28 protein-coding genes and 5 pseudogenes are annotated in these 23,271 nt (G+C 53.2%); 19 read left to right on the forward strand and 14 right to left on the reverse strand.

The window, feature by feature from the left end; all coding sequences use genetic code 11:
• Positions 1-109: 109 nt before the first annotated feature.
• Both U8U68_RS02065 and U8U68_RS02070 read left to right on the forward strand, forming a co-directional pair.
• On the forward strand, positions 110-313 hold the full coding sequence (locus U8U68_RS02065; RefSeq protein WP_322199194.1) for an excisionase: 204 nt from the start codon (positions 110-112) through the stop codon (positions 311-313).
• Between the two features lie 77 nt (positions 314-390).
• A pseudogene (locus tag U8U68_RS02070) lies at positions 391-1,635 on the forward strand (site-specific integrase).
• 163 nt (positions 1,636-1,798) lie between these two features.
• Here the strand turns inward: U8U68_RS02070 and U8U68_RS02075 are convergent.
• The 3 genes and pseudogenes from U8U68_RS02075 to U8U68_RS02085 form a co-directional block, all read right to left on the reverse strand.
• Positions 1,799-1,966, reverse strand: a complete 168-nt coding sequence (locus U8U68_RS02075; RefSeq protein ID WP_322199195.1) for a hypothetical protein — start codon at positions 1,964-1,966, stop codon at positions 1,799-1,801.
• Positions 1,967-2,126: 160 nt separating this feature from the next.
• Positions 2,127-2,553: pseudogene (locus U8U68_RS02080) on the reverse strand (TnpV protein).
• On the reverse strand, positions 2,550-3,317 hold the full coding sequence (locus U8U68_RS02085) for a hypothetical protein (RefSeq protein WP_322199196.1): 768 nt from the start codon (positions 3,315-3,317) through the stop codon (positions 2,550-2,552). The pseudogene U8U68_RS02080 and the gene U8U68_RS02085 overlap by 4 nt, the downstream one beginning before the upstream one ends.
• Positions 3,318-3,399: 82 nt before the next feature.
• Here U8U68_RS02085 and U8U68_RS02090 point away from each other — a divergent pair.
• A pseudogene (locus tag U8U68_RS02090) lies at positions 3,400-3,714 on the forward strand (DUF3847 domain-containing protein); the annotation flags it as partial.
• A 182-nt stretch (positions 3,715-3,896) separates the two neighbouring features.
• The gene (locus tag U8U68_RS02095) at positions 3,897-4,055 is read left to right on the forward strand and encodes a recombinase family protein (protein WP_437124411.1); all 159 of its coding nucleotides are present in this window, start codon (positions 3,897-3,899) and stop codon (positions 4,053-4,055) included.
• A gap of 48 nt (positions 4,056-4,103) precedes the next feature.
• Here U8U68_RS02095 and U8U68_RS02100 read toward each other — a convergent pair.
• Positions 4,104-4,436, reverse strand: a pseudogene (locus U8U68_RS02100) (DUF4368 domain-containing protein); the annotation flags it as partial.
• A gap of 54 nt (positions 4,437-4,490) precedes the next feature.
• Between U8U68_RS02100 and U8U68_RS02105 the strand changes: the two are divergent.
• The 5 genes from U8U68_RS02105 to U8U68_RS02125 are packed head-to-tail and all read left to right on the forward strand — an operon-like array spanning position 4,491 to position 6,644.
• On the forward strand, positions 4,491-4,928 hold the full coding sequence (locus tag U8U68_RS02105; protein WP_322199197.1) for a YodL domain-containing protein: 438 nt from the start codon (positions 4,491-4,493) through the stop codon (positions 4,926-4,928).
• Complete coding sequence (locus U8U68_RS02110) at positions 4,925-5,134, forward strand: transposon-transfer assisting family protein (RefSeq protein WP_322199198.1); 210 nt, start codon at positions 4,925-4,927, stop codon at positions 5,132-5,134. Before U8U68_RS02105 ends, U8U68_RS02110 begins: the two co-directional genes overlap by 4 nt.
• Before the next feature lie 37 nt (positions 5,135-5,171).
• Positions 5,172-6,059 carry a hypothetical protein gene (locus U8U68_RS02115; protein ID WP_322199199.1) on the forward strand — a complete coding sequence of 296 codons (888 nt, stop codon included), beginning with the start codon at positions 5,172-5,174 and terminating at the stop codon, positions 6,057-6,059.
• The gene (locus U8U68_RS02120; protein WP_322199200.1) at positions 6,007-6,354 is read left to right on the forward strand and encodes a TnpV protein; all 348 of its coding nucleotides are present in this window, start codon (positions 6,007-6,009) and stop codon (positions 6,352-6,354) included. Before U8U68_RS02115 ends, U8U68_RS02120 begins: the two co-directional genes overlap by 53 nt.
• A gap of 26 nt (positions 6,355-6,380) precedes the next feature.
• Positions 6,381-6,644, forward strand: a complete 264-nt coding sequence (locus U8U68_RS02125; RefSeq protein WP_322199201.1) for a hypothetical protein — start codon at positions 6,381-6,383, stop codon at positions 6,642-6,644.
• Positions 6,645-6,701: 57 nt separating this feature from the next.
• On the opposite strand, the pseudogene U8U68_RS22275 reads toward U8U68_RS02125, so the two are convergent.
• The 7 genes and pseudogenes from U8U68_RS22275 to U8U68_RS02155 all read right to left on the reverse strand — a co-directional run.
• Positions 6,702-7,070: pseudogene (locus U8U68_RS22275) on the reverse strand (cation diffusion facilitator family transporter); the annotation flags it as partial.
• A 226-nt stretch (positions 7,071-7,296) separates the two neighbouring features.
• A complete protein-coding gene (locus U8U68_RS02130) occupies positions 7,297-7,866 on the reverse strand; it encodes a TetR/AcrR family transcriptional regulator (RefSeq protein WP_322199202.1) in 570 nt (189 codons plus the stop codon).
• Positions 7,867-7,976: 110 nt separating this feature from the next.
• Positions 7,977-8,471, reverse strand: coding sequence for a winged helix-turn-helix domain-containing protein (locus U8U68_RS02135; RefSeq protein WP_322199203.1), 495 nt, complete (start codon positions 8,469-8,471; stop codon positions 7,977-7,979).
• A 5-nt stretch (positions 8,472-8,476) separates the two neighbouring features.
• Positions 8,477-9,550 carry a helix-turn-helix domain-containing protein gene (locus U8U68_RS02140; protein ID WP_322199204.1) on the reverse strand — a complete coding sequence of 358 codons (1,074 nt, stop codon included), beginning with the start codon at positions 9,548-9,550 and terminating at the stop codon, positions 8,477-8,479.
• A gap of 150 nt (positions 9,551-9,700) precedes the next feature.
• On the reverse strand, positions 9,701-11,074 hold the full coding sequence (locus U8U68_RS02145) for an MATE family efflux transporter (protein WP_322199205.1): 1,374 nt from the start codon (positions 11,072-11,074) through the stop codon (positions 9,701-9,703).
• Positions 11,075-11,222: 148 nt separating this feature from the next.
• Positions 11,223-11,486, reverse strand: coding sequence for a metal-sensing transcriptional repressor (locus U8U68_RS02150; RefSeq protein ID WP_300821066.1), 264 nt, complete (start codon positions 11,484-11,486; stop codon positions 11,223-11,225).
• The gene (locus tag U8U68_RS02155) at positions 11,483-14,110 is read right to left on the reverse strand and encodes a heavy metal translocating P-type ATPase (RefSeq protein ID WP_367575776.1); all 2,628 of its coding nucleotides are present in this window, start codon (positions 14,108-14,110) and stop codon (positions 11,483-11,485) included. The genes U8U68_RS02150 and U8U68_RS02155 overlap by 4 nt, the downstream gene beginning before the upstream one ends.
• 13 nt (positions 14,111-14,123) lie before the next feature.
• Here U8U68_RS02155 and U8U68_RS02160 point away from each other — a divergent pair, with 13 nt between their 5' ends.
• From U8U68_RS02160 to U8U68_RS02170, 3 genes are all read left to right on the forward strand, one after another.
• Positions 14,124-14,399 carry a hypothetical protein gene (locus tag U8U68_RS02160; protein ID WP_322199207.1) on the forward strand — a complete coding sequence of 92 codons (276 nt, stop codon included), beginning with the start codon at positions 14,124-14,126 and terminating at the stop codon, positions 14,397-14,399.
• Complete coding sequence (locus tag U8U68_RS02165) at positions 14,396-14,614, forward strand: heavy-metal-associated domain-containing protein (RefSeq protein ID WP_300809837.1); 219 nt, start codon at positions 14,396-14,398, stop codon at positions 14,612-14,614. The genes U8U68_RS02160 and U8U68_RS02165 overlap by 4 nt, the downstream gene beginning before the upstream one ends.
• 62 nt (positions 14,615-14,676) lie before the next feature.
• Positions 14,677-16,545: a heavy metal translocating P-type ATPase gene (locus U8U68_RS02170; RefSeq protein ID WP_322199208.1), complete on the forward strand. Its 1,869-nt coding sequence runs from the start codon at positions 14,677-14,679 to the stop codon at positions 16,543-16,545.
• Between the two features lie 52 nt (positions 16,546-16,597).
• Here U8U68_RS02170 and U8U68_RS02175 read toward each other — a convergent pair whose 3' ends face one another.
• The gene (locus U8U68_RS02175) at positions 16,598-16,960 is read right to left on the reverse strand and encodes an ArsR/SmtB family transcription factor (RefSeq protein WP_322199209.1); all 363 of its coding nucleotides are present in this window, start codon (positions 16,958-16,960) and stop codon (positions 16,598-16,600) included.
• Between the two features lie 76 nt (positions 16,961-17,036).
• Here U8U68_RS02175 and U8U68_RS02180 point away from each other — a divergent pair, with 76 nt between their 5' ends.
• Complete coding sequence (locus U8U68_RS02180; protein ID WP_322199210.1) at positions 17,037-17,348, forward strand: ArsR/SmtB family transcription factor; 312 nt, start codon at positions 17,037-17,039, stop codon at positions 17,346-17,348.
• Between the two features lie 63 nt (positions 17,349-17,411).
• On the opposite strand, the gene U8U68_RS02185 is transcribed toward U8U68_RS02180, so the two are convergent.
• The gene (locus U8U68_RS02185) at positions 17,412-17,930 is read right to left on the reverse strand and encodes a nitroreductase family protein (RefSeq protein ID WP_322199211.1); all 519 of its coding nucleotides are present in this window, start codon (positions 17,928-17,930) and stop codon (positions 17,412-17,414) included.
• Between the two features lie 176 nt (positions 17,931-18,106).
• Between U8U68_RS02185 and U8U68_RS02190 the strand changes: the two genes are divergently transcribed.
• Positions 18,107-18,457, forward strand: coding sequence for a winged helix-turn-helix transcriptional regulator (locus tag U8U68_RS02190; RefSeq protein WP_322199212.1), 351 nt, complete (start codon positions 18,107-18,109; stop codon positions 18,455-18,457).
• A 152-nt stretch (positions 18,458-18,609) separates the two neighbouring features.
• Here U8U68_RS02190 and U8U68_RS02195 read toward each other — a convergent pair whose 3' ends face one another.
• Entirely contained in the window at positions 18,610-18,924 is a 315-nt protein-coding gene (locus U8U68_RS02195) for a helix-turn-helix domain-containing protein (RefSeq protein ID WP_300851477.1), read from the reverse strand.
• A gap of 251 nt (positions 18,925-19,175) precedes the next feature.
• On the opposite strand from U8U68_RS02195, the gene U8U68_RS02200 reads away from it, so the two are divergent.
• The 5 genes from U8U68_RS02200 to U8U68_RS02220 all read left to right on the forward strand — a co-directional run bounded on the left by U8U68_RS02200 (position 19,176) and on the right by U8U68_RS02220 (position 23,171).
• On the forward strand, positions 19,176-19,676 hold the full coding sequence (locus tag U8U68_RS02200) for an SLOG family protein (protein ID WP_322199213.1): 501 nt from the start codon (positions 19,176-19,178) through the stop codon (positions 19,674-19,676).
• Positions 19,677-20,280: 604 nt separating this feature from the next.
• Positions 20,281-20,565, forward strand: coding sequence for a helix-turn-helix domain-containing protein (locus U8U68_RS02205; RefSeq protein ID WP_322199214.1), 285 nt, complete (start codon positions 20,281-20,283; stop codon positions 20,563-20,565).
• 496 nt (positions 20,566-21,061) lie between these two features.
• Positions 21,062-21,454 (forward strand): type II toxin-antitoxin system PemK/MazF family toxin, encoded by a 393-nt coding sequence (locus U8U68_RS02210; RefSeq protein WP_322199215.1) that lies wholly within the window; start codon positions 21,062-21,064, stop codon positions 21,452-21,454.
• Positions 21,454-22,395, forward strand: a complete 942-nt coding sequence (locus U8U68_RS02215) for a ParB N-terminal domain-containing protein (protein ID WP_322199216.1) — start codon at positions 21,454-21,456, stop codon at positions 22,393-22,395. The genes U8U68_RS02210 and U8U68_RS02215 overlap by 1 nt, the downstream gene beginning before the upstream one ends.
• Entirely contained in the window at positions 22,392-23,171 is a 780-nt protein-coding gene (locus U8U68_RS02220) for a DUF6551 family protein (protein ID WP_322199217.1), read from the forward strand. Before U8U68_RS02215 ends, U8U68_RS02220 begins: the two co-directional genes overlap by 4 nt.
• Positions 23,172-23,271: the final 100 nt, after the last annotated feature.

The following is a 23,271-nucleotide window of genomic DNA, read 5'->3' on the forward strand; positions in this document are numbered from 1 at the left end:
GAGAACCACGCCGGGGGTGAAAGTCCCGTGGAGCTGTGCCAGCAGCCGTCCGTTTTACTGCCCTTTTTTCTTTATTATCATTTTTAGCCAAGAGAAAGGGGGCTTCATAATGAATAATTTAGATGTGCCTATTTGGGAAAAATACACGCTGACGATTGAGGAAGCGTCTAAATATTTCCGCATCGGTGAAAACAAACTGCGGAAGCTGGCCGAGGAAAACCCCACCGCTGGCTGGCTGATTATGAACGGCAACCGCATTCAAATCAAGCGGAAGCAGTTTGAAAAAATCATCGACACTTTGGATGCAATATAGAAAAAGAGCCTTGAACGTGCTATAATATCTTATAGGCGTATCAAGGCTCTTTCCGTCATGAAAGGAGCATGACGAGAATGACGAAGAAAGAACGAGATGAAAAAAGGCGCGACAGCAAAGGCCGCCTTTTGAAGTCTGGAGAGAGCCAGCGAGCAGACGGAAGATATGCTTACAAATATACCGACGCCTTTGGAGAAACCAAGTTTGTTTACTCATGGAAGCTGGTTCCTACTGACAAAATCCCTGCCGGGAAGCGGGCTGATATTTCACTCCCCGAGAAAGTTAAGCAGATACAGAAAGACCTTGACGATGGCATTGATACCATAGGCAAGAAAATGACGGTCTGCCAGCTTTATGCCAAGTACATCCGGCAGCGGGGCAACGTGAAGCGGGGAACCAAAAAAGGACGCCAGCAGTTGATAAAACTTCTTTCCGAAGATAAGCTGGGGGCGGCCAGCATCGAAAACGTGAAGTTGTCCGATGCGAAAGAATGGGCTTTGCGTATGCAGGAAAATGGAGTTGCTTACAACACCATCTGCAACAACAAGCGTTCCTTAAAAGCAGCTTTTCATATGGCTGTGCAGGATGATTGCCTCCGCAAAAACCCGTTTGACTTCCAGATCAATGAAGTAATCAGCGACGATACCGAACCAAAGGTGCCATTGACCCCAACACAGGAAGAAGAACTCCTGGGCTTCATGCAGGAAGATAAAGTCTATTGCAAGTATTACGACGAGGTTGTTATCCTGCTGGAAACAGGGCTTCGGATTTCCGAACTTAGCGGCCTGACCGTTGCCGATTTGGATTTTGAGAAGCGTTTTATCAATGTAGACCACCAGCTCTTACGGAGTACCGAGGATGGCTTCTATATCGAAACGCCCAAGACGGACAGCGGTTTCAGACAAGTGCCAATGAGCGCAGCAGCCTGTGAAGCGTTTAAGCGTGTGATGCAGAACCGCAGAGGTGCAAAGCCCGTTCAGATTGACGGGCATACCGACTTCCTGTTCCTGAACCGGGACGGCCTGCCGAAAGTGGCGGCCAACTATGACGCCATGTTCAGGGGCCTTGCCAAGAAGTTTAACAAGTGCCATAAGGAGCCGTTGCCCTAGGTAATGACGCCCCACACCATGCGGCACACGTTCTGCACCAAGAAAGCAAATGCGGGCATGAACCCCAAAGCGTTGCAGTACATCATGGGACACGCCAACATCGTAATGACGCTGAACTATTACGCCCACGCCACGTTCCATTCCGCACAGGCCGAGATGGACAGGCTGGAACCCAAAGTGGAAACCACAATGGAAACCAGGGCTGCCGCTTAGTAGTAAACAGGTATTTTACTACCCGTTCTACTACTTTTCAGCGCAAAGACATGGGGAGTTATGAGGGTATATGTGAGTTTCTTCCGTTACAGAAAACGCCGGGAAAGCCCGAAGTTACGGGCTATTCCGGCATTTAAGAACTTCTAAAGAGATAATCAAAAATCTATTCAGATATTATATCTAACAATATAATATCTGGTATTACGTTTAATAGTTCTAACGCTTTTTTTGCATTTTCCGCTGTATATACGGAAAACTCTTCTCCTAAACATTTTTCCATCATGGATAATATCATTTCTTCATCATCAATAATCAGTATCTTGTATTTCATAGGCAATGCTCCTTATCAGTTAATCCCTTTATCGTAGCCGATAAAAGACAAATTTTCGACAATTTCATGCCAAGTGATTATAATTATACCCGTTATCTCCATTGCTATCAAGAACATTGCATACGGGCGGCAGAAATCACTTTCTACCGCCCGTGTGTAGCTATGCAAAAATAATTTCCTCGTTCACAATCTCCCTCGCACACGCCCTTATGTTATTAAGGCGTTGTACCCATTCTAAGGCGTTTTCTTCCTTTAGGCGTTCCCGTTATGCCCTGCGCCTGTTTCATGCCCTCTATGAGCCTGTGGGAGCGTTCCTGTGCCTGCCTGTCGATGTCGGCAAGGTATGTATTCAGCTTGCCGCTTGTGAGAAGATTGGTGTATGTAACCTTATGGCACTGTTTCAGATAGTCCAAGTGCCGCTTTCTCGCCTGCCGGCTCGGTCAGTTCGCTGCTTGAGTGCCACTGGCACTCGCTTACCCCCATATGACTATCGGCTGTTCTTCTTCGGCGGGTAATCTTAAATCTGGAATAAGATACCCATTTTCTTCGTGGTATGTGCCGCCTAACTGTTCAAATAGTGATTTCATCTGCAAAAACTCCTTTTCTGTATACTTTGGTTTCTGCGGGGTATCTGCAAGCAATGTATCAGCATCTTTAAGTTAAGTAAACCCCGGCCTTCGTGTAAGTCAGCTCTGCCATGTCCCTTGCTCCTTTCCTCGGATAACTCTGCCTGTTTTGTCCTCTCGTAGGTGCGGATCGCCCGCTCTATCTCACGGAACACCTGGGAGGATGCCTCGCTGACCGCCGTACCCAGCACATTGGAGGCCGCCTGGGTGTTGAAGTCGAACACATCCATGAAATCTTCCGGCTCAAAACAGCTCTCCGGGTCCTCCACGCAGCGGGAGCAGAGCATATACTTGATGCTGGTCTCCGCCGCCCTCCGAAAGGACACCCCTACGTTGAACTCATCATACCCGTAGAGGAAGGAATCGTCAACGATGCCGAGGATGCTGTCCTTGTTCTCCTCCCAATATTCAGCGGCGAGGCGGGAGGCGATGCCCCCGATCTGCTCCTCCAGCCCCGCGCCGGCCCCCACGCCGTAGGCCCGTTCCAGCACATCCTGCACAGCGGGGACATATTCCTCACGCATGGACCAGAGGTTGACCGGGCGGGAGTTCTCCCGTTCCCCGGTGTCCGACACATCGAACACATAGCGCAGCTTCGGGCGGCTGCCCGTGTTGTCCACCAGGGCGATGCCCTTGGACCCCCGGCGCACATAGCGGCGCATGGTCTTGTTCCAGAGGTCGTACTCGGCGCAGGCCGTAGCGTCCGGGCGCTGTTTGTAGATCATGAGCTGCTCGTTGTAGGGGGATTTCTAAAGATGTTGTCAAGGGGGAATTTGAGATTTTTGATTTTATTCCTTTGAAAACAAGAAAAAGCGGCTTATCCAGGAGCAGAAAGAGCAGGAGCGCAAGGACAGGACGAACCGCCTCTGCAAGCGCATGGGGTTTATCGAGAAGCTGCTGCCCGACACCATCCCGCTGCCCGAGGAGCAGTTCAAGACTTTTGTGGAGCAGACCATCGCCACCGAACACAGCCGCATACTGGACGGATTAACTGCCCAGGATGCCGCCGCAGCCCCCGCACAGGGCGCAGGAACGGCGGAGCAGGGTAACACCCTATCCGCCGCCAAAACCGCCCAGACAGCACAGGAGGGCGGCACAGACGAGAGCGCGGCACAAGGGTAACGGGCTTGCGGAGGGGGTGTCCATGCAGCACCAGCATAGACACCCCATGACCGGCGGGAAACCAGTGGAAAAATTTTATCCTCTATGCTATAATAGATTCATGCAAGCAGTGTATTGTGGCGGGCTGTTTCCAAAGGACAGGAGGTTAAGATAAGTGAAACAGCAGCAATACAGCGTTATATATGCGTTTAAGCCGTGTCGACGAACTGGAAGGGGAGAGCGCAAGCATTTCCACGCAGAAACAAATCCTCAGGGATTATGTAAATGAGCAGAGTTTTTTAGTTGTCAACGAGTACGTGGACGACGGATTTTCTGGTACGAATTTTGCTGGGGTAAGATAGCGTAACCATAAAAGATGGTGCGCTGTCTTACCCCAGCATTTTGTATTATCAGACGGCAAAACTCTTGACATCAGCGCCAATCTGCCGGAAATAGGATATGCTTTCCGTCGGTTCCTCGCCGCTGTCCACCTTGTCCACGAAGTTGTAAAAGATTTCGATTTTCCGGGTGTTCGTTTCCCTGTCCAGCTCGTGGACTAAAATGCGGTCAATAAACTCATGGACATTTTCATAGGTCAGTTCGCTGATCTCCGAGTACCGGCGTACCAAAGCGACAAACCGCTTCACATCCGCCCCACGCTCGGCGGCGGTGTCAATCTCTTTCCGCAGCTCCGACATCCGTTTTGTAAACTCCGCTTTCTCGTCCTCATAGCCGGAGGCCAATATGAGGTGGTCTACCACGGGGATCTCCCGAAGGCGCCCGACACGCCGGATGCGGTGATGGCGCAGCTGGAGGCCCTCTATGTGCAGTTCAACGCCGCCCACCCGGAGGACTTCCGGGGACACAGCCTGTCGGTCAGCGACATCGTGGCACTCAAGGTGGGCGGCGTGGTATCCTGCCACTATGTGGATTCCATCGGCTTTAAGGAGCTGGAAAACTTCGCCCTGCAGGAGAACTACCTGAAAAACGCTGAGATGGCGATGGAGGACGACTACAACTCCATTGATGGGATCATCAACAACGGGAGAAAGGATGAGCCTGAAACGGAGCGGCACTCCGTCCTGGACGCGCTGAAAGCCCTTTCCGGCGCGGAGCAGCCGGAGCGCAGGCCGGGTCTCGCCTGTCGGCTCGGTCGGCGCTTCTCGGTCTCCGACCGAGAGGTCGCCACTGGCGACCCGCGCCCCCAGAAGCAGGCCGGACGGGACGAGAGATGAAGGACTTTACACGGGACGAGCGGATCATGATGATGCTCTACAACCCCGGCACACGGGCGGGGCTGATCGCGGAGCTGGAGGCCATGCGCCTCCAGCTCACCCCTTCGGAGCGGCGGCTGGAGCGCCTCTCCAGGAGCGTCCTCGACAAGCTGGGCGGCATGACGGACGCGGAGTTTGACAGCCTGGACCTGTACCCGGACATCTGACCCACGCACTCAAATCTGAAAGAAACGGAGGCAACCTATGGCATTGAACGAGCCTTTACGGGCGGACGGGGCGGCGGTCATACCGTTCCCCTCGAAAGCCGCCTACTACACCCAGATGGCGGAAGAAGCCGCCAGACAAGTGACCGGGAGCCGGGAGCAGTGGACAGCCTTCCTTACCACTGCGGCCCGGCTCTACAAATACCCTTACAATGAGCAGCTCATGATCTACAAGCAGCGCCCGGACGCTACGGCCTGCGCCGAGTACGACCTCTGGAACAAGACCATGCGCCGCTATGTGCGCCGCGGCTCCAAGGGCATCGCCCTGGTGGACAACACGGGCAGCCGCCCGAAGCTGCGCTATGTGTTCGATGTGTCGGACACCGGGGAACGGGAGAACTCCCGCCCGGTCAACCTCTGGTCCATGCGGGAGGAGTATGTCCCCGCTGTGCAGGACGCGCTGGAGCGGGCCTACGGCGTGGGGGCCGGCGCGGGGCTGGAGGAGCAGATCGGGGACATCGCCTCCCGCCTCGCCGCCGAGTATTGGGCGGAGAACAAGGACAGCATCCTCGGCATTGTTGACGATTCCTTCCTTTACGGGTATGATGAGTTCAACGTAGGGGTGTCCTTTCGGAGGGCGGCGGAGACCAGCATCAAGTATATGCTCTGCTCCCGCTGCGTGGAGGACCCGGAGAGCTGTTTTGAGCCGGAAGATTTCATGGACGTGTTCGACTTCAATACCCAGGCGGCGTCCAATGTGCTGGGTACGGCGGTCAGCGAGGCGTCCTCCCAGGTGTTCCGTGAGGTCGAGCGGGCGATCCGCACCTACGAGAGGGCAAAACAGGCAGAGTTATCCGAGGAAAGGAGCAAGGGACATGGCAGAGCTGACTTACACGAAGGCCGGGGATTACCTGATCCCGGACATTAGGCTGGAGGAGACGGAGGAGCGTCCGCTGGGCAAGTACGGCAGGATGCGGAGGGCGTACCTGGAGGAGAACAACAAGCTCCTCTACAACCACCTGACGCTGACCGGGAAGCTGTTCCCGCACCTGTGGGAGGTGCAGGAGACGGCCACCGCCCGGATGGGGCAGTTGATGGAGGAACTGCTGGCGGCGGACCCGGCGCCGGACAAAAAGACCCGGCAGATGGACTGGGTGCGGCACATGAACGCCCTGAAAGCACAGGCGGAGGAGATCGTGACGGCGGAGCTTATCAACAACTGACGCTGGAGGGGCTGTTCCCCTCCGAGATGGAACAGATCACAATGATAGACCGGCAGGCGGAGAGCGAGAAGCCTTCCGCCTTTGCTATGCCCAAAAAAGAGGAACAGTCCCCGGCAGAGCCGCCCGCCCCCGCCTTGGCTATCTCCGATGAGGAGATCGAGCGCATCCTGCGTAACGGATCCGGCCATCATGACAGCACTGTTGGTAAGTCCCATAGACGCACTGGCAAGAAGCTGGAACAGCAGCACAGGGATACCAATTTTCAAAATTTCGCCCAGGAGTTGGGGTGAAAGACGGATGTTCCGAAACGACAGCCTTGCCACGCTGAACAGCGGCTTTTGAGGGCTGACAATGGACTGGAAAGAGGTTTGTACGAGTTTTCCGCCCATCAGCACCACGGCAAGGGATGCAAAAATCCCCATGATCCACTCAAAGCGTCCATGACCGAACGGGTGGGTACTTCCCCTGCCATACCTCGCGATCTGAAACCCTAAAAGCGTCATAAGTGAAATTCCTGCGTCTGACAGGTTGTTAAATCCGTCCGCAGATATGGCAACCGACCGACTGAAAAACCCGGTCATGATTTTTGCCGTACACAAGAGCAGATTCAGGATAATGCCTGCGATGCTGGACAGTGAGGCATACGCTTTTTTTACTGCGGTGTTGGATGTGTTCGGCTTTCCTTTGAAATACAGCTTGATTAGTTGAGCCATCATAGGCTGTTCCTCCTTTAGGGCTTGTTTGAAAATAGAGGAAATGACGAATTTTGGGCCAGAAGGGGACAATTTCAAGGAGAAAACCGCAAGGCAATCTCGCGATTGACGAGGATTTTCGACGTAGAAAGTGGCCTCTTCTGGCAAAAAAGACGACGTTTTCGATTTTTCAAACAAGCCCTAATTTTGAACGATAGTTTATTATTGTTCAATAAAAAAAGGAACCGGTCTAAAGACCGATCCCCGACAAATACATTTTGGATAATTTGTGTAAAATCATAATCGCCCATTCCTTTCCCTTGTAGTGATACATGATCTGCATGAGGCCATCCACAAAATTGTTTGCAATAATGTGGATGAAAACTGCGTCTGCGGTGGTATCGTCCCGATGCTCCAGCAAGTGAGCTTCTATGTCTTTGACAAAACGCTCTTTCTCACATTCATACTTTGTGCCGCCGCTCTTGTCGATCAGGATGATAAATTCTTTTCGATGGTCAAATAAGTTTAGCAGACATTCCGTTTCAGCCTTGCTTAACCCATAGATTTCTGTATTGCTGTGCTTGCTTTCGTCTGCTCCGCCAGCGGTCAATACCCGCTCCCAATCGTACAGAACAGGGCGGAGAATGGCATCAAATAAGTCGGCCTTGTTTTTGTAGTAAGAATAGATAAGGCCGGTAGGGATCTGCGCTTTGGCCGCGATACTACGCATAGCAGCCAGTTTGTAACCCTTATCATAAAATTCGTCCAGAGCCGCAACAAGAATTTTCTCCCGTATCTCGTCCTTCAGTACCTGTGCCATAGCGCCCTCCAATATTGAACTGTGGTTCTATTATAGCAAAAAGAACCGCTCATGTCAAGTCCCATTTCCCGCTTTAGAAAAGCCCCGGTCGTAAAAATGCGTCCGGGGCTTCAAAGAAGTTCGATATTCGGATTGAATTTGTACCCGATGCTGTGAACGCTCCTGATGTAGTCCGGCGTTTCGGGCGTGACCTTGAGCTTGTGCCGGAGGTTGCTGACATGATTGTTGATTGCTCTGTGGGAGTAGTAGTCAAGACTTTCGTGCCACACAAGGTCTATTATCATGTCATAGGTGAGTACGCGGCGGGGATTCATGATGAGCAGGGCAAAGATGTCAAACTCTTTCACTGTCAGCATGACCTCGGTCTCGCAGATATATACCAATCGGTTTTCCAAGCAGAAATATAAATCTTCCGCCTGGACTTCCGTTAATCTGGTAATAGGGGCGGTCGGGATAATATGAGGAGGGATACTGTGCAGAGAGGTATCGGGACTGCCTCCTTGCTTTTGTGCAAGAACATACTGCATCAGCTCCTGTTGCTGACTGGCATCCAGCAGGGCAAACAGCTTTTCACCAATCTGCTTGCCAGACTCCGCTATATCCAAAACAGCTAATTTCCCAAGAGATCACCCCCTCGCATCTCACTCATATTTTCTTTTCTGTATTCAGCAGGCGGCACTTTCATTATGTCATGAAATGCAGATGCAAACTTACTCTGATTTTCATATCCGACCTTGTTGGCGATTTCCGCAATCGTAGCCTGAGTCTGACGAAGCAGAGTTGCTGCCTGTCTGATACGGTACTCTTTCATATAAGTACCAATGGGTTGTCCGTAGATGCCTTTGAATGTCTTTTTCAAAGTGGCCGTATTGATAAGAAACTCTTTGGAAAGTTCCTCGATTGTGGGACGCTCTTGCAAATTTGAAATAAGCCGCTTATGGATTTGTTTCACAATTTCGACTTGGGGCGAGGTGTAATATTCGCGCTGCTTTTCCTCGGCTACATCCACCATACTTAAAAATAAGAGGAGTTCCTGTACTTTCAGCTTAAAATATGGCCTTTGCAAACGATCCGGTACGGAGTACAGCTCTGAAAAGATATGCTCGATCTCATTTTTGGCCCGCATGATAAAGCAACTGCCATTGGCGCAAAATTTCTCTTTGAAAGAGGAAATATCAACTCCCGTTTCAGAAAGAATTTCCGGGGGATGTTCCGATACAAATGTTAAATTGAGTGCTACGGTAATTCCGCGATAGTGCCGCAGCGGGAAGGACATTTCCGGGGCGCAGTTATCCATCGTGTGAATGGATAGATCACCTTCACCGAGATACAGACAAGTACCGCTCAATAAGCGACTGCCCTCCCGTCCTTCACGGCAATGGTTGATCTCCAGCACATCGCCGCTGATCAGGCTGTCCCATTGACAGCCTGCCGCTTCAAAATCGTTGTAAATAAGCTGAATGCCAGGGTAGACCTGATAAACAGTCATGAGTCCAAGACCATCGGCACAATCCATTTTATAGACAGTGCAATATCCCTCGCTGTCTTTGGGAATGGCCGAAACCAGACTTGTTGCGTTTGTAATATAGTTTTCACACATTGATGCGCTCTCCTTCGTTCCAAGGTTTTCGAGTTCGTGGGACAGAATCTCCCTGGCATCTTTGATTATATATTTTCTCTCCATAACAGACCGCTCCATTTGGTAGTTTTTCAGCTCCGATCAATTATTATATACCATTTGGATGGTCTATTCAAATATGTCAAGGGCCAGCGCCTTCGCAAAAGCACTGGCCCTTTTGCTGTGCTATTTTTCTTTCGAGTTCTGCCAAAATCCTTACCTGTTTACGATGGAGGTCGTAGGCATTTTGCGGAACTCCGAAAGCATCATGGCGATTGTGATAACGACCAGGATTGCGTCCGTCAGAGCGATTGCCAGCCATACGCCCCGGATGCCCATGCCGCCCACCATCGGCAACACTACACACAAAGGGATAAACAGGATGATCTGTCTAAACAGCACCAGCCAAGTGGCTTTGCTTGCCTTGCCCAGTGACTGGAACAGCGTCACAGCAATCAGAAAGCTGCCTTGCAGGATGTAGGTGCTGAACATGATGCGGAAGTTAGTTGCTCCCGAAGCTGCTACCCCCGGCGTTGTAATGAACATGGAAAGCACTTTGTCCGGGAACAACTCTGCCGGGATATAGAACAGCAGAGACAGAACCGTGGCGGCAGTGATAAATACGCCCGTCAGCTTCTTCACCCGGTCGTAATCCTTTGCACCATAGTTTGTACCGGCGGTGGGCTGAAATCCCTGACTGATGCCCCACAACGGCACAAACGAAAAATTCCAGAACCGCAGAGCGGCTCCCAGAAGGATTTGGGAGGTTTCGCCGCCATAGGCCGAGGCTACACGGTAGATCACTGTCTGCTGCACCAGCGTCAAAACCTGCATCAGCAGTGCGGAGATACCAACCGAGAGGACTTGCGGCAATAAAATTCCGTCAATGCGGATACGTCCGATCTTCACGTTAGGGCTTTTCTTCTTGAAGTACCACAGTGTCACAGCGGCTTGGATAAATTGGGAGAGAATCGTTGCGTATGCTGCCGCCTCAATGCCCATGCCGTAGGGTTTGAGCAGGGTGATAAAAATGGGGTCGAGGATAATGTTGAGGATTGCACCGCTGGCGATAATGGCCATTGCCTTTTTAAGCTGGCCCTCGCCGCGAATGACCATGTTGGCGCTCTGGAAGAAATTCACGAACAGGGAACCGGCGAACACGATCCGCAGATATTTTTCTGCATAGGTCAGGATGTTGTCACTGGCTCCGGCCAGGGATAAGAGCTGCCGGGTGAACACCATACCGATCGCCATGTAAACCACGGACATCAGCAACACTACGGCAACCAGGTTGCCCATGATCTTCTTTACGGTGTCTTGGTCTTTCTTCCCGATAGCGCGGGACAGCACCGAGGCGGAACCGACGCCGATCATGGCGGCGGAACCGGCATTGATGAGGGTAAAGGGATAGGACACAGAGACAGCCCCCATCTGCACATCCCCGACCATCTGGCCGACAAAGATGGAATCCATCATGTTGTAGAGTCCCACGACTACCATGCCCAGAACGGCGGGGATAGCCAGCTCTATCATCAGCGGAAACGGGCTTTTTGTCAGCAGTTTCGTTCTTGTGTCAAGCGTTTTTTGCATAATCGCACCTCCTTGAAATTAGCCACATCTAACCACTTGTAAGTATAGCGAAATCAAACGGCATTGTCCGCTCCAAAACGGAGCATTTGCAATCCGAACAGGAATGAGAAAGGGAGCGGAAAGATGAAGGCCTTTCCGCTCCCGGTTACTACTGCGCCATTTTTTCCAGCAGTTTCAACGCTTCTTCCAGTTTTGGATTTGCGGCGTCGGTTTGCAGAGCCTCCCGGACGCAGCTACGAATATGGGCTTGCAAAATCTGCTGATTGGCGCTTTTGAGCAGAGCTTGGGTTGCCATGATCTGATTGGATATATCCACACAGTAGCGATCAGCCTCGATCATTTGCAGGATACCGTCCAACTGGCCCCTCGCTATCTTCAGCTTGTGGGCAACATCGCCCCGTTTGGCCTTCATGCTGTTTCCTGGATGCTGACCAGTGTGTACCCAGCATCCTCCACCGCCGCTTTCAGCGTATCATCGGACACGCTGCTGTCCAGGCACACCTTGGCGGTCTTGCTTTCCAGCTCAACAACAGCCTCCTGCACACCCTCCAGCCCGGTCAGAGCTTTATGGACGTGCTTGACGCAGTTTCCGCATACCATACCTTCAATTAACAGTACCTTTTCCATATTTTGAAACACTCCTTTTTGATTATTTTTGCCTATATCCACTTCGGCTTGGTGGTTTTCAGGGTAAACCTCATGCTTTGCCTGGAACCACCGCAGCCGGAGTGCATTGGACACAACAAATACAGAACTGAAACTCATGGCGAACGCCCCCAGCATGGGATTGAGCTTCCAGCCGAAAGAGAGGAAGAATACACCGGCGGCGATAGGGATGCCGATGATGTTGTAGATAAAGGCCCAAAACAGGTTTTGCTTGATGTTGCGGATGACGGCCTTGCTCAACTGAATGGCCGTGGACACATCCAGCAGATCACTTTTCATCAGCACAATGTCGGCGGATTCGATCGCTACATCTGTTCCCGCTCCGATGGCGATACCCACATCGGCCCTGGCCAGCGCGGGAGCATCGTTGATGCCGTCCCCAACCATCGCCACCTTTTTGCCGCTGTCCTGCAAGCGGCGTATTTCCTTTTCCTTGTCCTGGGGGAACACTTCGGCCACTACCCGGTCTACGCCGACCTGCCGCTGGATGGCCTGAGCGGTCTTTGCATTGTCCCCGGTGAGCATGACCACCTCAATACCGAGGCCGGACAATTCCTGGATAGCCTGGGCGCTGGTAGGCTTGACTACATCGGCCACAGCGATCACGCCCATGAGCTTCCCGGCGCGGGCAAAGAACAGGGGTGTTTTGCCCTCTGCCGCCAGAGTTTCCCCGGAGCGCAGCAGTTCCCCGCCCGTGATATTGTGGGCGTCCATCATGCGGCGGTTGCCTGCCAGACACATTTCGCCGTCTACCCGGCCTACGATGCCTTGACCGGGAATCTGCTGGAAGTCCTCAACCGGGGACAGCGGCAGCTTTGCCTTTCCCGCTTCGGCGGTGATAGCGTCCGCCAGAGGATGCTCTGACAGCTTTTCCAGCGAGGCGGCAATTTTCAGCAGTCCCAGGCGGTCTGCCCCAGCTTCACACAAAATGTCCGTTACCACCGGCTTGCCCTGGGTGATCGTGCCGGTCTTGTCCAGCACGACAGTATCAATGTTGTGGGCGGTTTCCAACGCCTCCGCCGATTTTATCAGGATGCCATTGGTGGCTCCTTTACCCGTTCCCACCATGATAGCGGTGGGCGTTGCCAGTCCCAGGGCGCAAGGACAGGAGATCACCAGGACGGAGATACCAATGGACAGGGCAAACTCCACACCATAGCCCAGCACCAGCCAGACCGTCGCCGCCACAAGTGCGATAGCAATAACAGTCGGAACGAATACCCCAGCAACCTTATCAGCCAGCTTTGCGATGGGGGCCTTGGAGCTGGTAGCTTCGTCTACCAGCCGGACAATCTGCGCCAGAGTGGTGTCATCCCCCACCTTAGTGGCCTGCATTTTGAAATAGCCAGTCTTATTGATGGTCGCACCAATTACCGTATCGCCAACGTGCTTCTCCACGGGGATGCTCTCGCCGGTCAAAGCCGATTCATCTACGGAGGAAAAGCCCTCCAGCACCACGCCGTCCACAGGGACAGATTCACCGGCCTTGACAATCAGCGTTTCCCCCTGCTGTACCTGTTCCACGGGGATTTGCTGTTCTATGCCGTTCCGCTCCACAGTGGCCGTCTTGGGCGCAAGGTTCATCAGCTTGGTGATGGCATCCGAGGTCTTGCCCTTGGCGCGGGCCTCCAGAGTTTTGCCCAGCGTGATAAGGGTCAGGATCATCCCAGCGGATTCAAAGTACAAATCCATCATAAAGCTGTGTACCGTTTCCATATCGCCGTGACCGAAACCAATGCCGATCTTGAAAATGGCATAGATGCCGTAGACAATAGCCGCGCCGGAGCCGATGGCGATCAGCGAATCCATATTGGGCGAACCGTGGAACAGGGTCTTAAAGCCCATGCGGTAGTATTTCGCATTGACGAACACCACGGGAATGAGCAGCAGGAATTGGGTGAACGCAAAGGTGATGGCGTTCTCCATTCCCAGCAGACCGCTGGGCAGCGGCCACCCCATCATGTGGCCCATTGAGATGTAAAACAGGGGAATGGTGAAGATGGCGGACAGCAATAGTCGGCCCTTCATTTGTTTGTACTCCGCTTGGGCGGTGCTGACCGCCGGTTTACCAGCAGGGACAGAAGCGGCTGTTCGCTCGACAGCGGGCTTGTTCTGCCCAGCCTTGGGGATCGCTCCGTACCCAGCCTTTTCCACCGCCTGGATGATCTGCCCCGTGTCAAGTGCAGCTTCGTCATAGGATGCCACCATGCTGTTTTTCAGCAGATTGACAGACACCTCCTGGATGCCGGGGAGCTTGGCAACACTTTTTTCTACCCTGGCTGAACAAGCGGAGCAAGTCATGCCTGTGATGTCAAATTGCTCCTTACGCAAAATAATCCCTTCTTTCTTATGTTTTGTATCAATACCCATCCCCGGTAGGGGAATGGCATTGACCGAGGGCTATTATAAACGGTTTTCACCTCCGCTGTCCGCTCCATTGTGGAGCATTTTTTATCCAAATGGTTTTTGTTTTCCGGGAGAAATCCAATCAGGAGGTTTTGCGCTCCAAAGAGGAATATCGGGCCAAAAAGCATTGACTTTACGGGGGCTGGCGGCTATACTGCAAAGCGAAACGATTAAACAGACTTTTAATCGTTCGGCCATGTCTAACCAACCACAAACCACATATTTCAACAAAGAAAGGAACTTAACGCTATGAAAAAGACCATTAAGCTCATTGACCTGGACTGCGGCCACTGCGCCGACAAAATCCAGAACGCCGTCCAGAAGATCGACGGCGTTACCAGTGTAACCGTCAACTTCCTGGGCCAGAAGATGGTGCTGGAGGCCCCGGACGAGAAGTTTGACAGCGTGCTGGCCGAGGCCAAGGCACTCATCAAGAAGATCGAGCCGGATGTGACGGTCAAAGCGTAACTGTGCGAAAACACCGGCTGCCGTTTGGTAGCCGGTGCTTTTGCAGGAAGGAGAGTATCAACATGACAAAAAAACAAAAACATTTGCTGGCCCGCATCATCGTGGCGGCGGTGCTGTTCGCCGCCGGTGGCCTGCTCCATCTGGAGGGCTGGGCGGAGTTGGGTGTCTACCTGGTCTGCTATGCGGTGATCGGCTGGGATATTGTCTGGAAAGCCATCACCAACATCCTGCATGGTCAGGTGTTTGACGAGAATTTCCTTATGACTATCGCAACAGTTGGCGCACTGATTCTGGGTGAACACTCCGAGGGCGTGGCCGTTATGCTGTTCTATCAGGTAGGCGAGTGGTTCCAGTCCTATGCTGTTTCCAAGTCCCGCCGCTCCATCACCAGCCTGATGGATATTCGCCCGGACTACGCCAACATTGAGAAAGACGGCAAGCTGATCCAAGTAGACCCGGAGGACGTGAAAATCGGTGACACCATCATTGTCAAGCCCGGTGAGCGCGTCCCGCTGGACGGCAAAATTATCAAGGGCAGCTCCACGCTGGACACTTCTGCTCTGACGGGAGAATCCATGCCCCGTGAGGTGGAGGCAGGCATGGAGGTTATCAGCGGGTGCATCAATCAGACCGGCATTTTAACCATCCAGACCACCAAGGAATTTGGAGAATCCACCGTAGCCAAAATCCTTGACCTTGTTGAGAACGCCAGCGACAAAAAGGGCCGCATGGAAAACTTCATCACCCGCTTTGCCCGGTACTATACGCCGGTGGTGGTATTCGCCGCCCTCGCTCTGGCAGTCCTGCCGCCGCTGGTAACGGGACAGGCGTTCAGTATTTGGATTTACCGGGCGCTGACCTTCCTGGTGATTTCCTGCCCCTGTGCGTTGGTGATCTCCATTCCGCTCAGTTTCTTCGGTGGCATCGGCGGCGCGTCCAAAATCGGCGTACTCGTCAAGGGCAGCAATTATCTGGAGGCACTGGCCTACACGGAAACCGTTGTGTTCGATAAGACCGGCACTTTGACAAAAGGCTCCTTTGCTGTTACAGAAATTCAAGCAAATGGCATGACGGACGAGGAACTTCTGGAACTGGCGGCGTATGCGGAGGACTACTCCAATCATCCGATCTCGCTGTCCATCCAAAAAGCCTATGGCAAGAAAATTGACAACAGCCGTATTACCGATGTGCAGGAGATCGCGGGGCATGGTGTCCAGGCGGTGATTGATGGTATGACGGTGCTGGCCGGAAATGCCAAGCTGATGGAGCGGGAGCATATTCCCTATACGGCCTCCAACGCTATTGGTACTGTGGTCTATGTGGCCTTTGATGGAAGATACGCAGGGTGTATTGTGATTGCGGATGAAATCAAGGCAGACGCGCCCGCTGCCATTAAGACGCTGAAAGCTGCCGGTATTCGCCAGACGGTCATGCTCACCGGCGATGCGGATGCAGTTGGGCAGGACGTGGCCCGCCGCCTGGGTCTGGATCGAGCCTACACCGAACTGCTCCCCGCCGACAAAGTAGACCGTGTGGAGGAACTGCTGGCACAGAAAAGCGATAAGGGGATGCTGGCTTTCGTGGGTGACGGTATCAATGATGCTCCTGTGCTGGCGCGGGCCGATGTGGGTATCGCTATGGGCGCTCTCGGCTCCGATGCGGCGATCGAGGCCGCTGATGTGGTACTGATGACGGATGAACCGTCCAAGATCGCCGCTATTATGCAGATCGCCCGTAAGACCATCCGCATTTCCAACGAGAACATCGTCTTTGCCCTGGGGGTCAAATTCCTGGTGCTGATCCTGGGGGCGGTGGGCCGCGCCAATATGTGGGCGGCGGTATTTGCGGACGTGGGCGTTTCGGTGATTGCCATTCTGAACGCCATTCGCGCCATGCGGGTCAAGCAGTTTGAAACTCCGGCGCAGGAGTAAAGCTATAACAGGAAATGCGCCGCACTTTCGTAAGCGCGGCGCATTTCTTCTATCAATCGGTAGGACAGGTGATCTCAAACAGCGCGTCAATGGTTCGGTGCAGCAGCTTCGCCTGGGTGGTGTCCGCCAAAGTATAGTAGACCTCTTTTCCATCCCGGCGGCTTTCAATGATCCCGCTCTTTTTCAGAATCCGCAGATGGTGGGATACGGCGGGGTCGCTCATTCCAACAGCGGCAGCGATGTTGTACACACATTCCTCGCTGTGGCACAACAGCCAGAGGATACGCAGGCGGGACGGGTCGCCAAGCTGCTGGAAAATAGCGGCGGTTGTCTGAAACCCGTCAGGAGGCGGCATCCGTTCCAGGACGCGCTCGATATTCTGCCCGTGATTGTGCGGAAGATGGTAGTGGGACATCCTATTACCTCCATTTCTGCCTCTATCATATCCTGTCCTTCCGTATCTGTCAAATGGTCGAAGATTGAGGATAGTCATGAACAAAGGAAATTTAATATCAAAGCCTGCCGCAAAGGAACTGGACGCACTTTCCGAGCTTCACAAGGCACTGGGTGACTATACCCGTATCAGGATTTTGTGGCTCTTGATGGAGCGGGAATGGTGCGTCAGCGAACTGGCGGGGGAAATGAAGATGACGGAATCGGCCATATCCCATCAACTCCGTATTCTGCGGAGCGTCCGGTTGGTGATTGGGCATAAGGTGGGAAAGAATGTGCTTTACAGTCTGGCCGATGAACACGTTAGATGGATTTTGGAAAAGACCTACGATCATATTTCGGAGCAATAGTCCCTGTTGAAAAGCGGGAGCATTAGGAGACACACCCCCAATGCACCCGCCCGCAGGATTCACTTACAGTTTTTCGTAGGAAACCAGCTCACTCACCGGGATGCGCGTTTCGCTGTGCCGCTCCGGGTCAGCGAAGTCCTCACCGGCATAGCCGATTGCTAGGATATTGACCGGCTCCAGGTTGGCGGGAAGGTCAAACTCCTTGCTCAACACATCCGGCTTGAAGTAGCACACCCATACGCTGCCCAAGCCCAGCTCCGTGGCCTGGAGCATCATGTGGTCGGTCAGAATGGAAGCGTCAATATCCCTGATCTGCTTCTGGTCAAAGGGCCGTACCCACGCCTTGTTGTGGTCGGCACAGACAATGATCGCCAGGGGCGCACCGTAGATGTTGGCGGCTTTGCCGATTTTCGACAGCCCGTCCTCGCTCTGGACGGCGATCAGGCGTACCGGCTGAAGGTTGGCAGCGGTGGGGGCCACATGAGCGGCCTCCAGAATCTTTTCCAGCTTTTCCGGCTCCACCTTCTGGTCGGTGTAGCTGCGGATGGAGCAGCGGATCTTTGCAATTGTGATAAAGTCCATAGTAAAACATCCTTTCTGATAAATTGATCATGGGCCATGTCAAGGCAACCATCTGAGACAATTTTAGCATAGTTAGAAATGTACGCAAGATTGCACTTTTTTGTAAGGTACTACCCAAAATGTAAGTCCTTTTCCGAATGAACATATCGTGATATACTTTTTGTTGAGGTGAGGTTATGAAGCAAACAAAATTCAACTGCCCTGTTGAGGCTACGCTTTCGCTGATCGGCGGGAAATATAAGCCGCTGATCCTCTGGCATTTGGTGGGACAGCCGCTGCACTATATGGAATTGCAGCGAAAAATCCCAGGCGCAACGCCTAAAATGTTGTCCCAGCATTTACACGAGCTTGAGGGATGTGGTATGGTGCATAGAGAAGTGATCCCGGAGAAGCCACCTAAAACGGTTTACTCTCTGACCGCATTTGGAGAGAGTATCATCCCGGTTTTGGATGCGATGTGCCAATGGGGAGCGAACTACTTAGACGGGCTGGACGTTCAGCAGCCGTGTTGCGGCGCTGAGGCATGATAAGAGGGGCATAGCTGTCAGTAAGCAGCTATGCCCCTCTTTTTGCGCTAACGGCTTGGACATTTCTTGGATTATCACCAGTATAGGAGCAGGAGATATCCTGAATATCATCGGATACAATACAAAATGAAGCGGCCAGTCGCTTGGCCGCTTCATTTTGTATTATTCAGCTTTTTCATGATACCGAGGATGTATTCCAGCGATTCGGAGTCCAGCTTTTTTGCCTCCGTAATAAATGCCTGGAGTGCTTCCGGGTGGGCGTTCCCCTCATCAAAAAATTCCTGGGGCGTCACATCCAAATACTCGCAGATGTAGAAGAAAGCCTGCATGGAGGGCAGGGACTTCTTGTTTTCGATGTTGTTGATATAGTTGTTCGCCTGCCCCAGCGACAGGGACATATCACGGGCAGATACACCCTTTTGCGTCCGTAGCTTTGCCAGCCGCTCTGGGAGAAAATCTTCATACATCGCCCTCACCTCCGCCTTGTATTAGATTGTACCTTATGTGATAGCCATATTCGCAAATTGAAAAAGGGTATTATCATTGACTTACTAAATTATATCTACTATTATCGAAATGGATAAAAGGTTATATCTATCCTTGTGTGTCGTCTTGCGACATCCTTGACCGTTGGAGCTGTGGCCGGGTATGTTGAAACAGAGCCACTCCAAACAGCAGTAGCAGGTCAGCCCATCAATATCAAACGGAGGAAAGACAGATGCAGAAAAAGACTTGTTGTGTCACAGGACATAGGGATTTGCCCCAAAAGGAGATTAACCGCGTAAAGGCGGCTCTACAGAAGGAGATCGAGAAGGCAGTCGCTGACGGCTTTACTTGCTTTATGAGCGGTTTTGCCGAGGGCGTGGACCAGTATTTTGCCGAGATCGTGCTGGAAATGCGGAAGTCAAATCCGGCGCTGGAGCTTGTGGCCGTGATCCCCTACCAGAAGCGGCTTGATAATCTGCGGCAAAAGAAGCGGACCTATGAGATATTGGAGGCTTGTGTAGATGTTGTTGTCATCCGGGAGGAGTATCAGCCCAGCGTTTACTCTCATCGCAACCGCTACATGGTGGAACACTCCGATCGGGTGATCGCTGTCTACGATGGTCGGGAAGAGGGCGGTACTGCGGGAACCATCCGATTTACCCATACACTGAAAAAAGAACTGCGGGAAATCCCGGCTGGAGAGATTATCGTGCCGGACCACCTGAAAAGATAAAACTGAATAGGATACTTCATCTGATGCGCTCACCGTGTGGTGGGCGCTTTTTTCTTTTCTGGCGGTTAAGGCAGCTCTGCCAGAAATTTTTGGGGGATAGAAAGTGCCATGATATGTCATTGTATCACGTCCATGATCCCGCCTGATGATCTATCCGAGCGTCTGTCGGGAGCAGAGATACAGAGTATGAAAGCCGGGATAATGGCGATTTTCCTAAATTTATGCGTTGCTAAAAGTGCCATAGTCTGGCCTGTCCTTTCAGGAGACCGCCAGATAGAATAGGCACATAAGGACGGGCTTCACGGTCTATCCACAAAAATATCGTGCCTGTTATGCATTAGGGCAAGGGTATCTCATATGGCAGTCCATCAACGCCGGATAAGGGCGGATAGATGGGCTGGCCGTAGGAAGTGCCATGCTCTCCTGTGCTGTCAGGCGTTTACGGGGCTATGTGCATTTCCGCACATGGCTCCGCCTTTTTCGTATATAAGGGGCTGTCGGAGTTCCTTTGCCAAAGTGCTGTCCCAGGCCGGCGAACACGGCAGGGAAACAGTCTGAACCATGCAAAAAGTCCTTCCCCGCTGTGTTCGGGAAAGGACTTTTTATGAGCTATGACACTTTAGAGACCGGCAGACGCATCCAGAAGCTCCGCAGGGAAACGGGGCTGGCGCAGGAGCAGTTGGCGGAACGGCTGAATGTCAGCACCGTCCATCTGGCGAAGATCGAGACTGGCAAGCGCGGCTGTTCGCTGGATATTCTGATTGACTTTGCCGCCTTTTTTAATGCCAGCCTCGACTATCTGGTGCTGGGGAAGGTCTCGGACAGCGAGGTGCGGGGGCGGCTGGACGCTGTTATCCGAACTTTGGCGGCTCTGTGGGAGGATATGTGACTGGTCGGAACAAGACCAGCGGCTGGTACTCCTGCGCCATAAGAATATCACCCGTTTTCTACTAAACTGGAACCATCAGCCGGGGCGACCCGCTGGTGTGGACTTTGAAAACTGAATATGCAGTCATCAGGAAGTCTTGGAGACAAGACCACGTTACTGTCTGGAATAGCCTGCACAGCGGAGCGCCACGATCCCCGGTTCCGGGAGGAGCGATCCATCCGACTGAAAATGCCAAGTTGCTCTTGGCCCGGCGATGACAACAGACAGCGATAATGATACTTCCGTAACTCGCGGCCCGGCCACAAAGAAGGCGGGGAGGTTAGACGCCTATGAGAGCAGCTTCGCAAGCTGACGAGCCTGATGATTCCCACGGTTCCGGGGTGTCGAGGACAAATTGGGATCAAAAACACGCTTTATGAAATTTTGTGGGCGGTCTGGATGCGGTGCTTACCGTATTGGGCCGCCCATTTACATACCAGAAGAAGGAGGTATCCATATGGACCGTAATTTTCACGATTTCCACCGCGGCGAGGTCTATTACGCCGACTTGAACCCGGTGATCGGTCATGAGCAGGGAGGCATCCGCCCGGTGCTTGTTGTCCAGAACGACACGGGCAATTACCACTCCCCGACCATCATTGTGATCGCCGTGACCAGAAGGACCTTTAAGAAACCCAAGCAGCCGACCCATGTGGTGCTGGATGATGCCCAGGGGCTTGCGCCGTCCCTGGTTATGTCGGAGGTCATCCGCACCATCGACAAGCGGCGGGTGCAGAGCTATGTGGGCAGGCTCACCGGGGAGCAGATGAGGCGGGTCAACGCCGCCCTCCTGGTGAGTGTCGGGCTTGATAAGGACTACGCTCCTGTTGCGGGAATGGAGGCATCCTGATGGACAAGCTCATCATCGACCCGGAGTTCCGGGACAAGATACCGCCGCTGACGGAGGACGAGTTCTCCCTGCTGGAGGAAAACATCCTATCGGATGGGGCGGTCTTTTCGCCCCTCATCGTCTGGGACGGCACGATCCTGGACGGCCACAACCGCTATGAGATCATCCAGAAGCACCCGGAGCTGACCTACGCAGTCCACAAGCTGTACTTTGCCAACCGCTATGAAGCCCTTTCGTGGATATGCAAGAACCAACTCGGCAGGCGCAACCTGACGCCCCAGCAGAAGAAATACCTGATCGGGCAGCGGTATGAGGCAGAGAAACAGGCGGTTGCCTTTCATGGAAACCAGCATACTGCATCTGGTGAAAGTGGTGCGGACAAAAAATGTCCGCACCAGAATAGCCGCCATGTTACACAATCCCGCATTGCAAAAGAGACAAACACTTCCGCAAGTTATGTGAGGGAGGCCGGGACTTTTGCTAAAGGTGTGGATGCCGCCGAAGAAGCCCTTCCCGGTATCAAGCAGGAAATACTCACAGGCACAATCAAGCCGACAGCATCGGCAGTAGCCGCTGTTGCAAAAGCTGACCCGGAAGAGCGCCTCAGACTGGCCGCCGATTTGAAGAAATCCAAGGATGATAAAGGCAAAAAGCCCCGGACTGCCTACCACAAAGCCCCGCCGACCACTTCCAGGAAGGCCGAGATGCAGAGGATCGCGGAAATATCGGCTGAGATGGAGCGGGACAAAGCCCCCAGCACCGAGGAGAATGTACTCTGTTCCCTGGATGGCGAGATCGTATCGTTCATGGAGCTTTTTGACCGCATCTTTCAGGAGTATCCCCGGCTTTTGTCGGACAGCCATTACAGGCCGAAACTCATCCAGATCATGCAGAAAATGAAGCAGTATATCGCAGACATCGAAGGAGGACGCACAGAATGAACAGCAAGGACCTTTTTTGCCGGGAGCTTCCCATCAACAGCGCAGAGCTGAAGATACCCCGCACTACTTATCAGCGTGAACTGAACGAGGACCGGGTCCGCAGGATCGCCGCCGAGTTCGATGAGCGCATCGCCAACGAGCCGAAGGTGAGCTGCCGGGACGGCCGCTACTATGTGTTCGATGGCCAGCACACCATCGCCGCCCGGAAACTGCTCAATGGTGGGCGGGACCTGTCCATCCGCTGCAAGGTGTTCTACGGCCTGACCGAGAGCGATGAGGCATTGCTGTTCGCCCAGCAGACGGGAGCCTCCGCCAGCCTGACCGCCGGGGCGAGGTTCCGGGCGCTGGTCTACGGCGGCGATGAGGACGCTATGGCGTTCCTGAAAGCAACGGAAGCTGTGGGCCTCTATGTGGACTACAAGCAGACCAGGGGTGCGAAGCGGCTGGCCTGCATCAGCACCGCTTTCGGCCTGTCCCAGAAGGTCGGGGGCGGGGTGTACCGGGAGGCGATGCAGGCCATCGTGGACGCCTGGAAGGGCGACCCGGACTCCCTCCGGGCTGAGACGGTGCAGGGCTTGGTGGAGTTCGTGGACCTCTATCACGGGGAGTACAGCCGCAAACGGCTGGTGACGCGGCTGCGCCAGGTAGACCCGGTGGTGATCTTCCGGGAGGGCCGGGCCATGACGAGCCTGCCGGGGTACAAGCGGTATCTCTACCAGGTGTACCGCATCTACAACGGCTCCAGCGCAAAGACCGCCCTGCCCATGAAGTTTTGAAAAACCTGGGAGAAGCGTCTGCCCTTTGGGGCGGGCGCTTTTCTCTGTTCTATGAAAGTTTGTCCTTTCCATAAGATGTTGAAAAGGACAGAACAGTTGG

Origin of the sequence: Acutalibacter intestini, assembly GCF_034334985.1 — a bacterium.
In the GTDB taxonomy this organism is placed as follows: domain Bacteria; phylum Bacillota; class Clostridia; order Oscillospirales; family Acutalibacteraceae; genus Acutalibacter; species Acutalibacter intestini.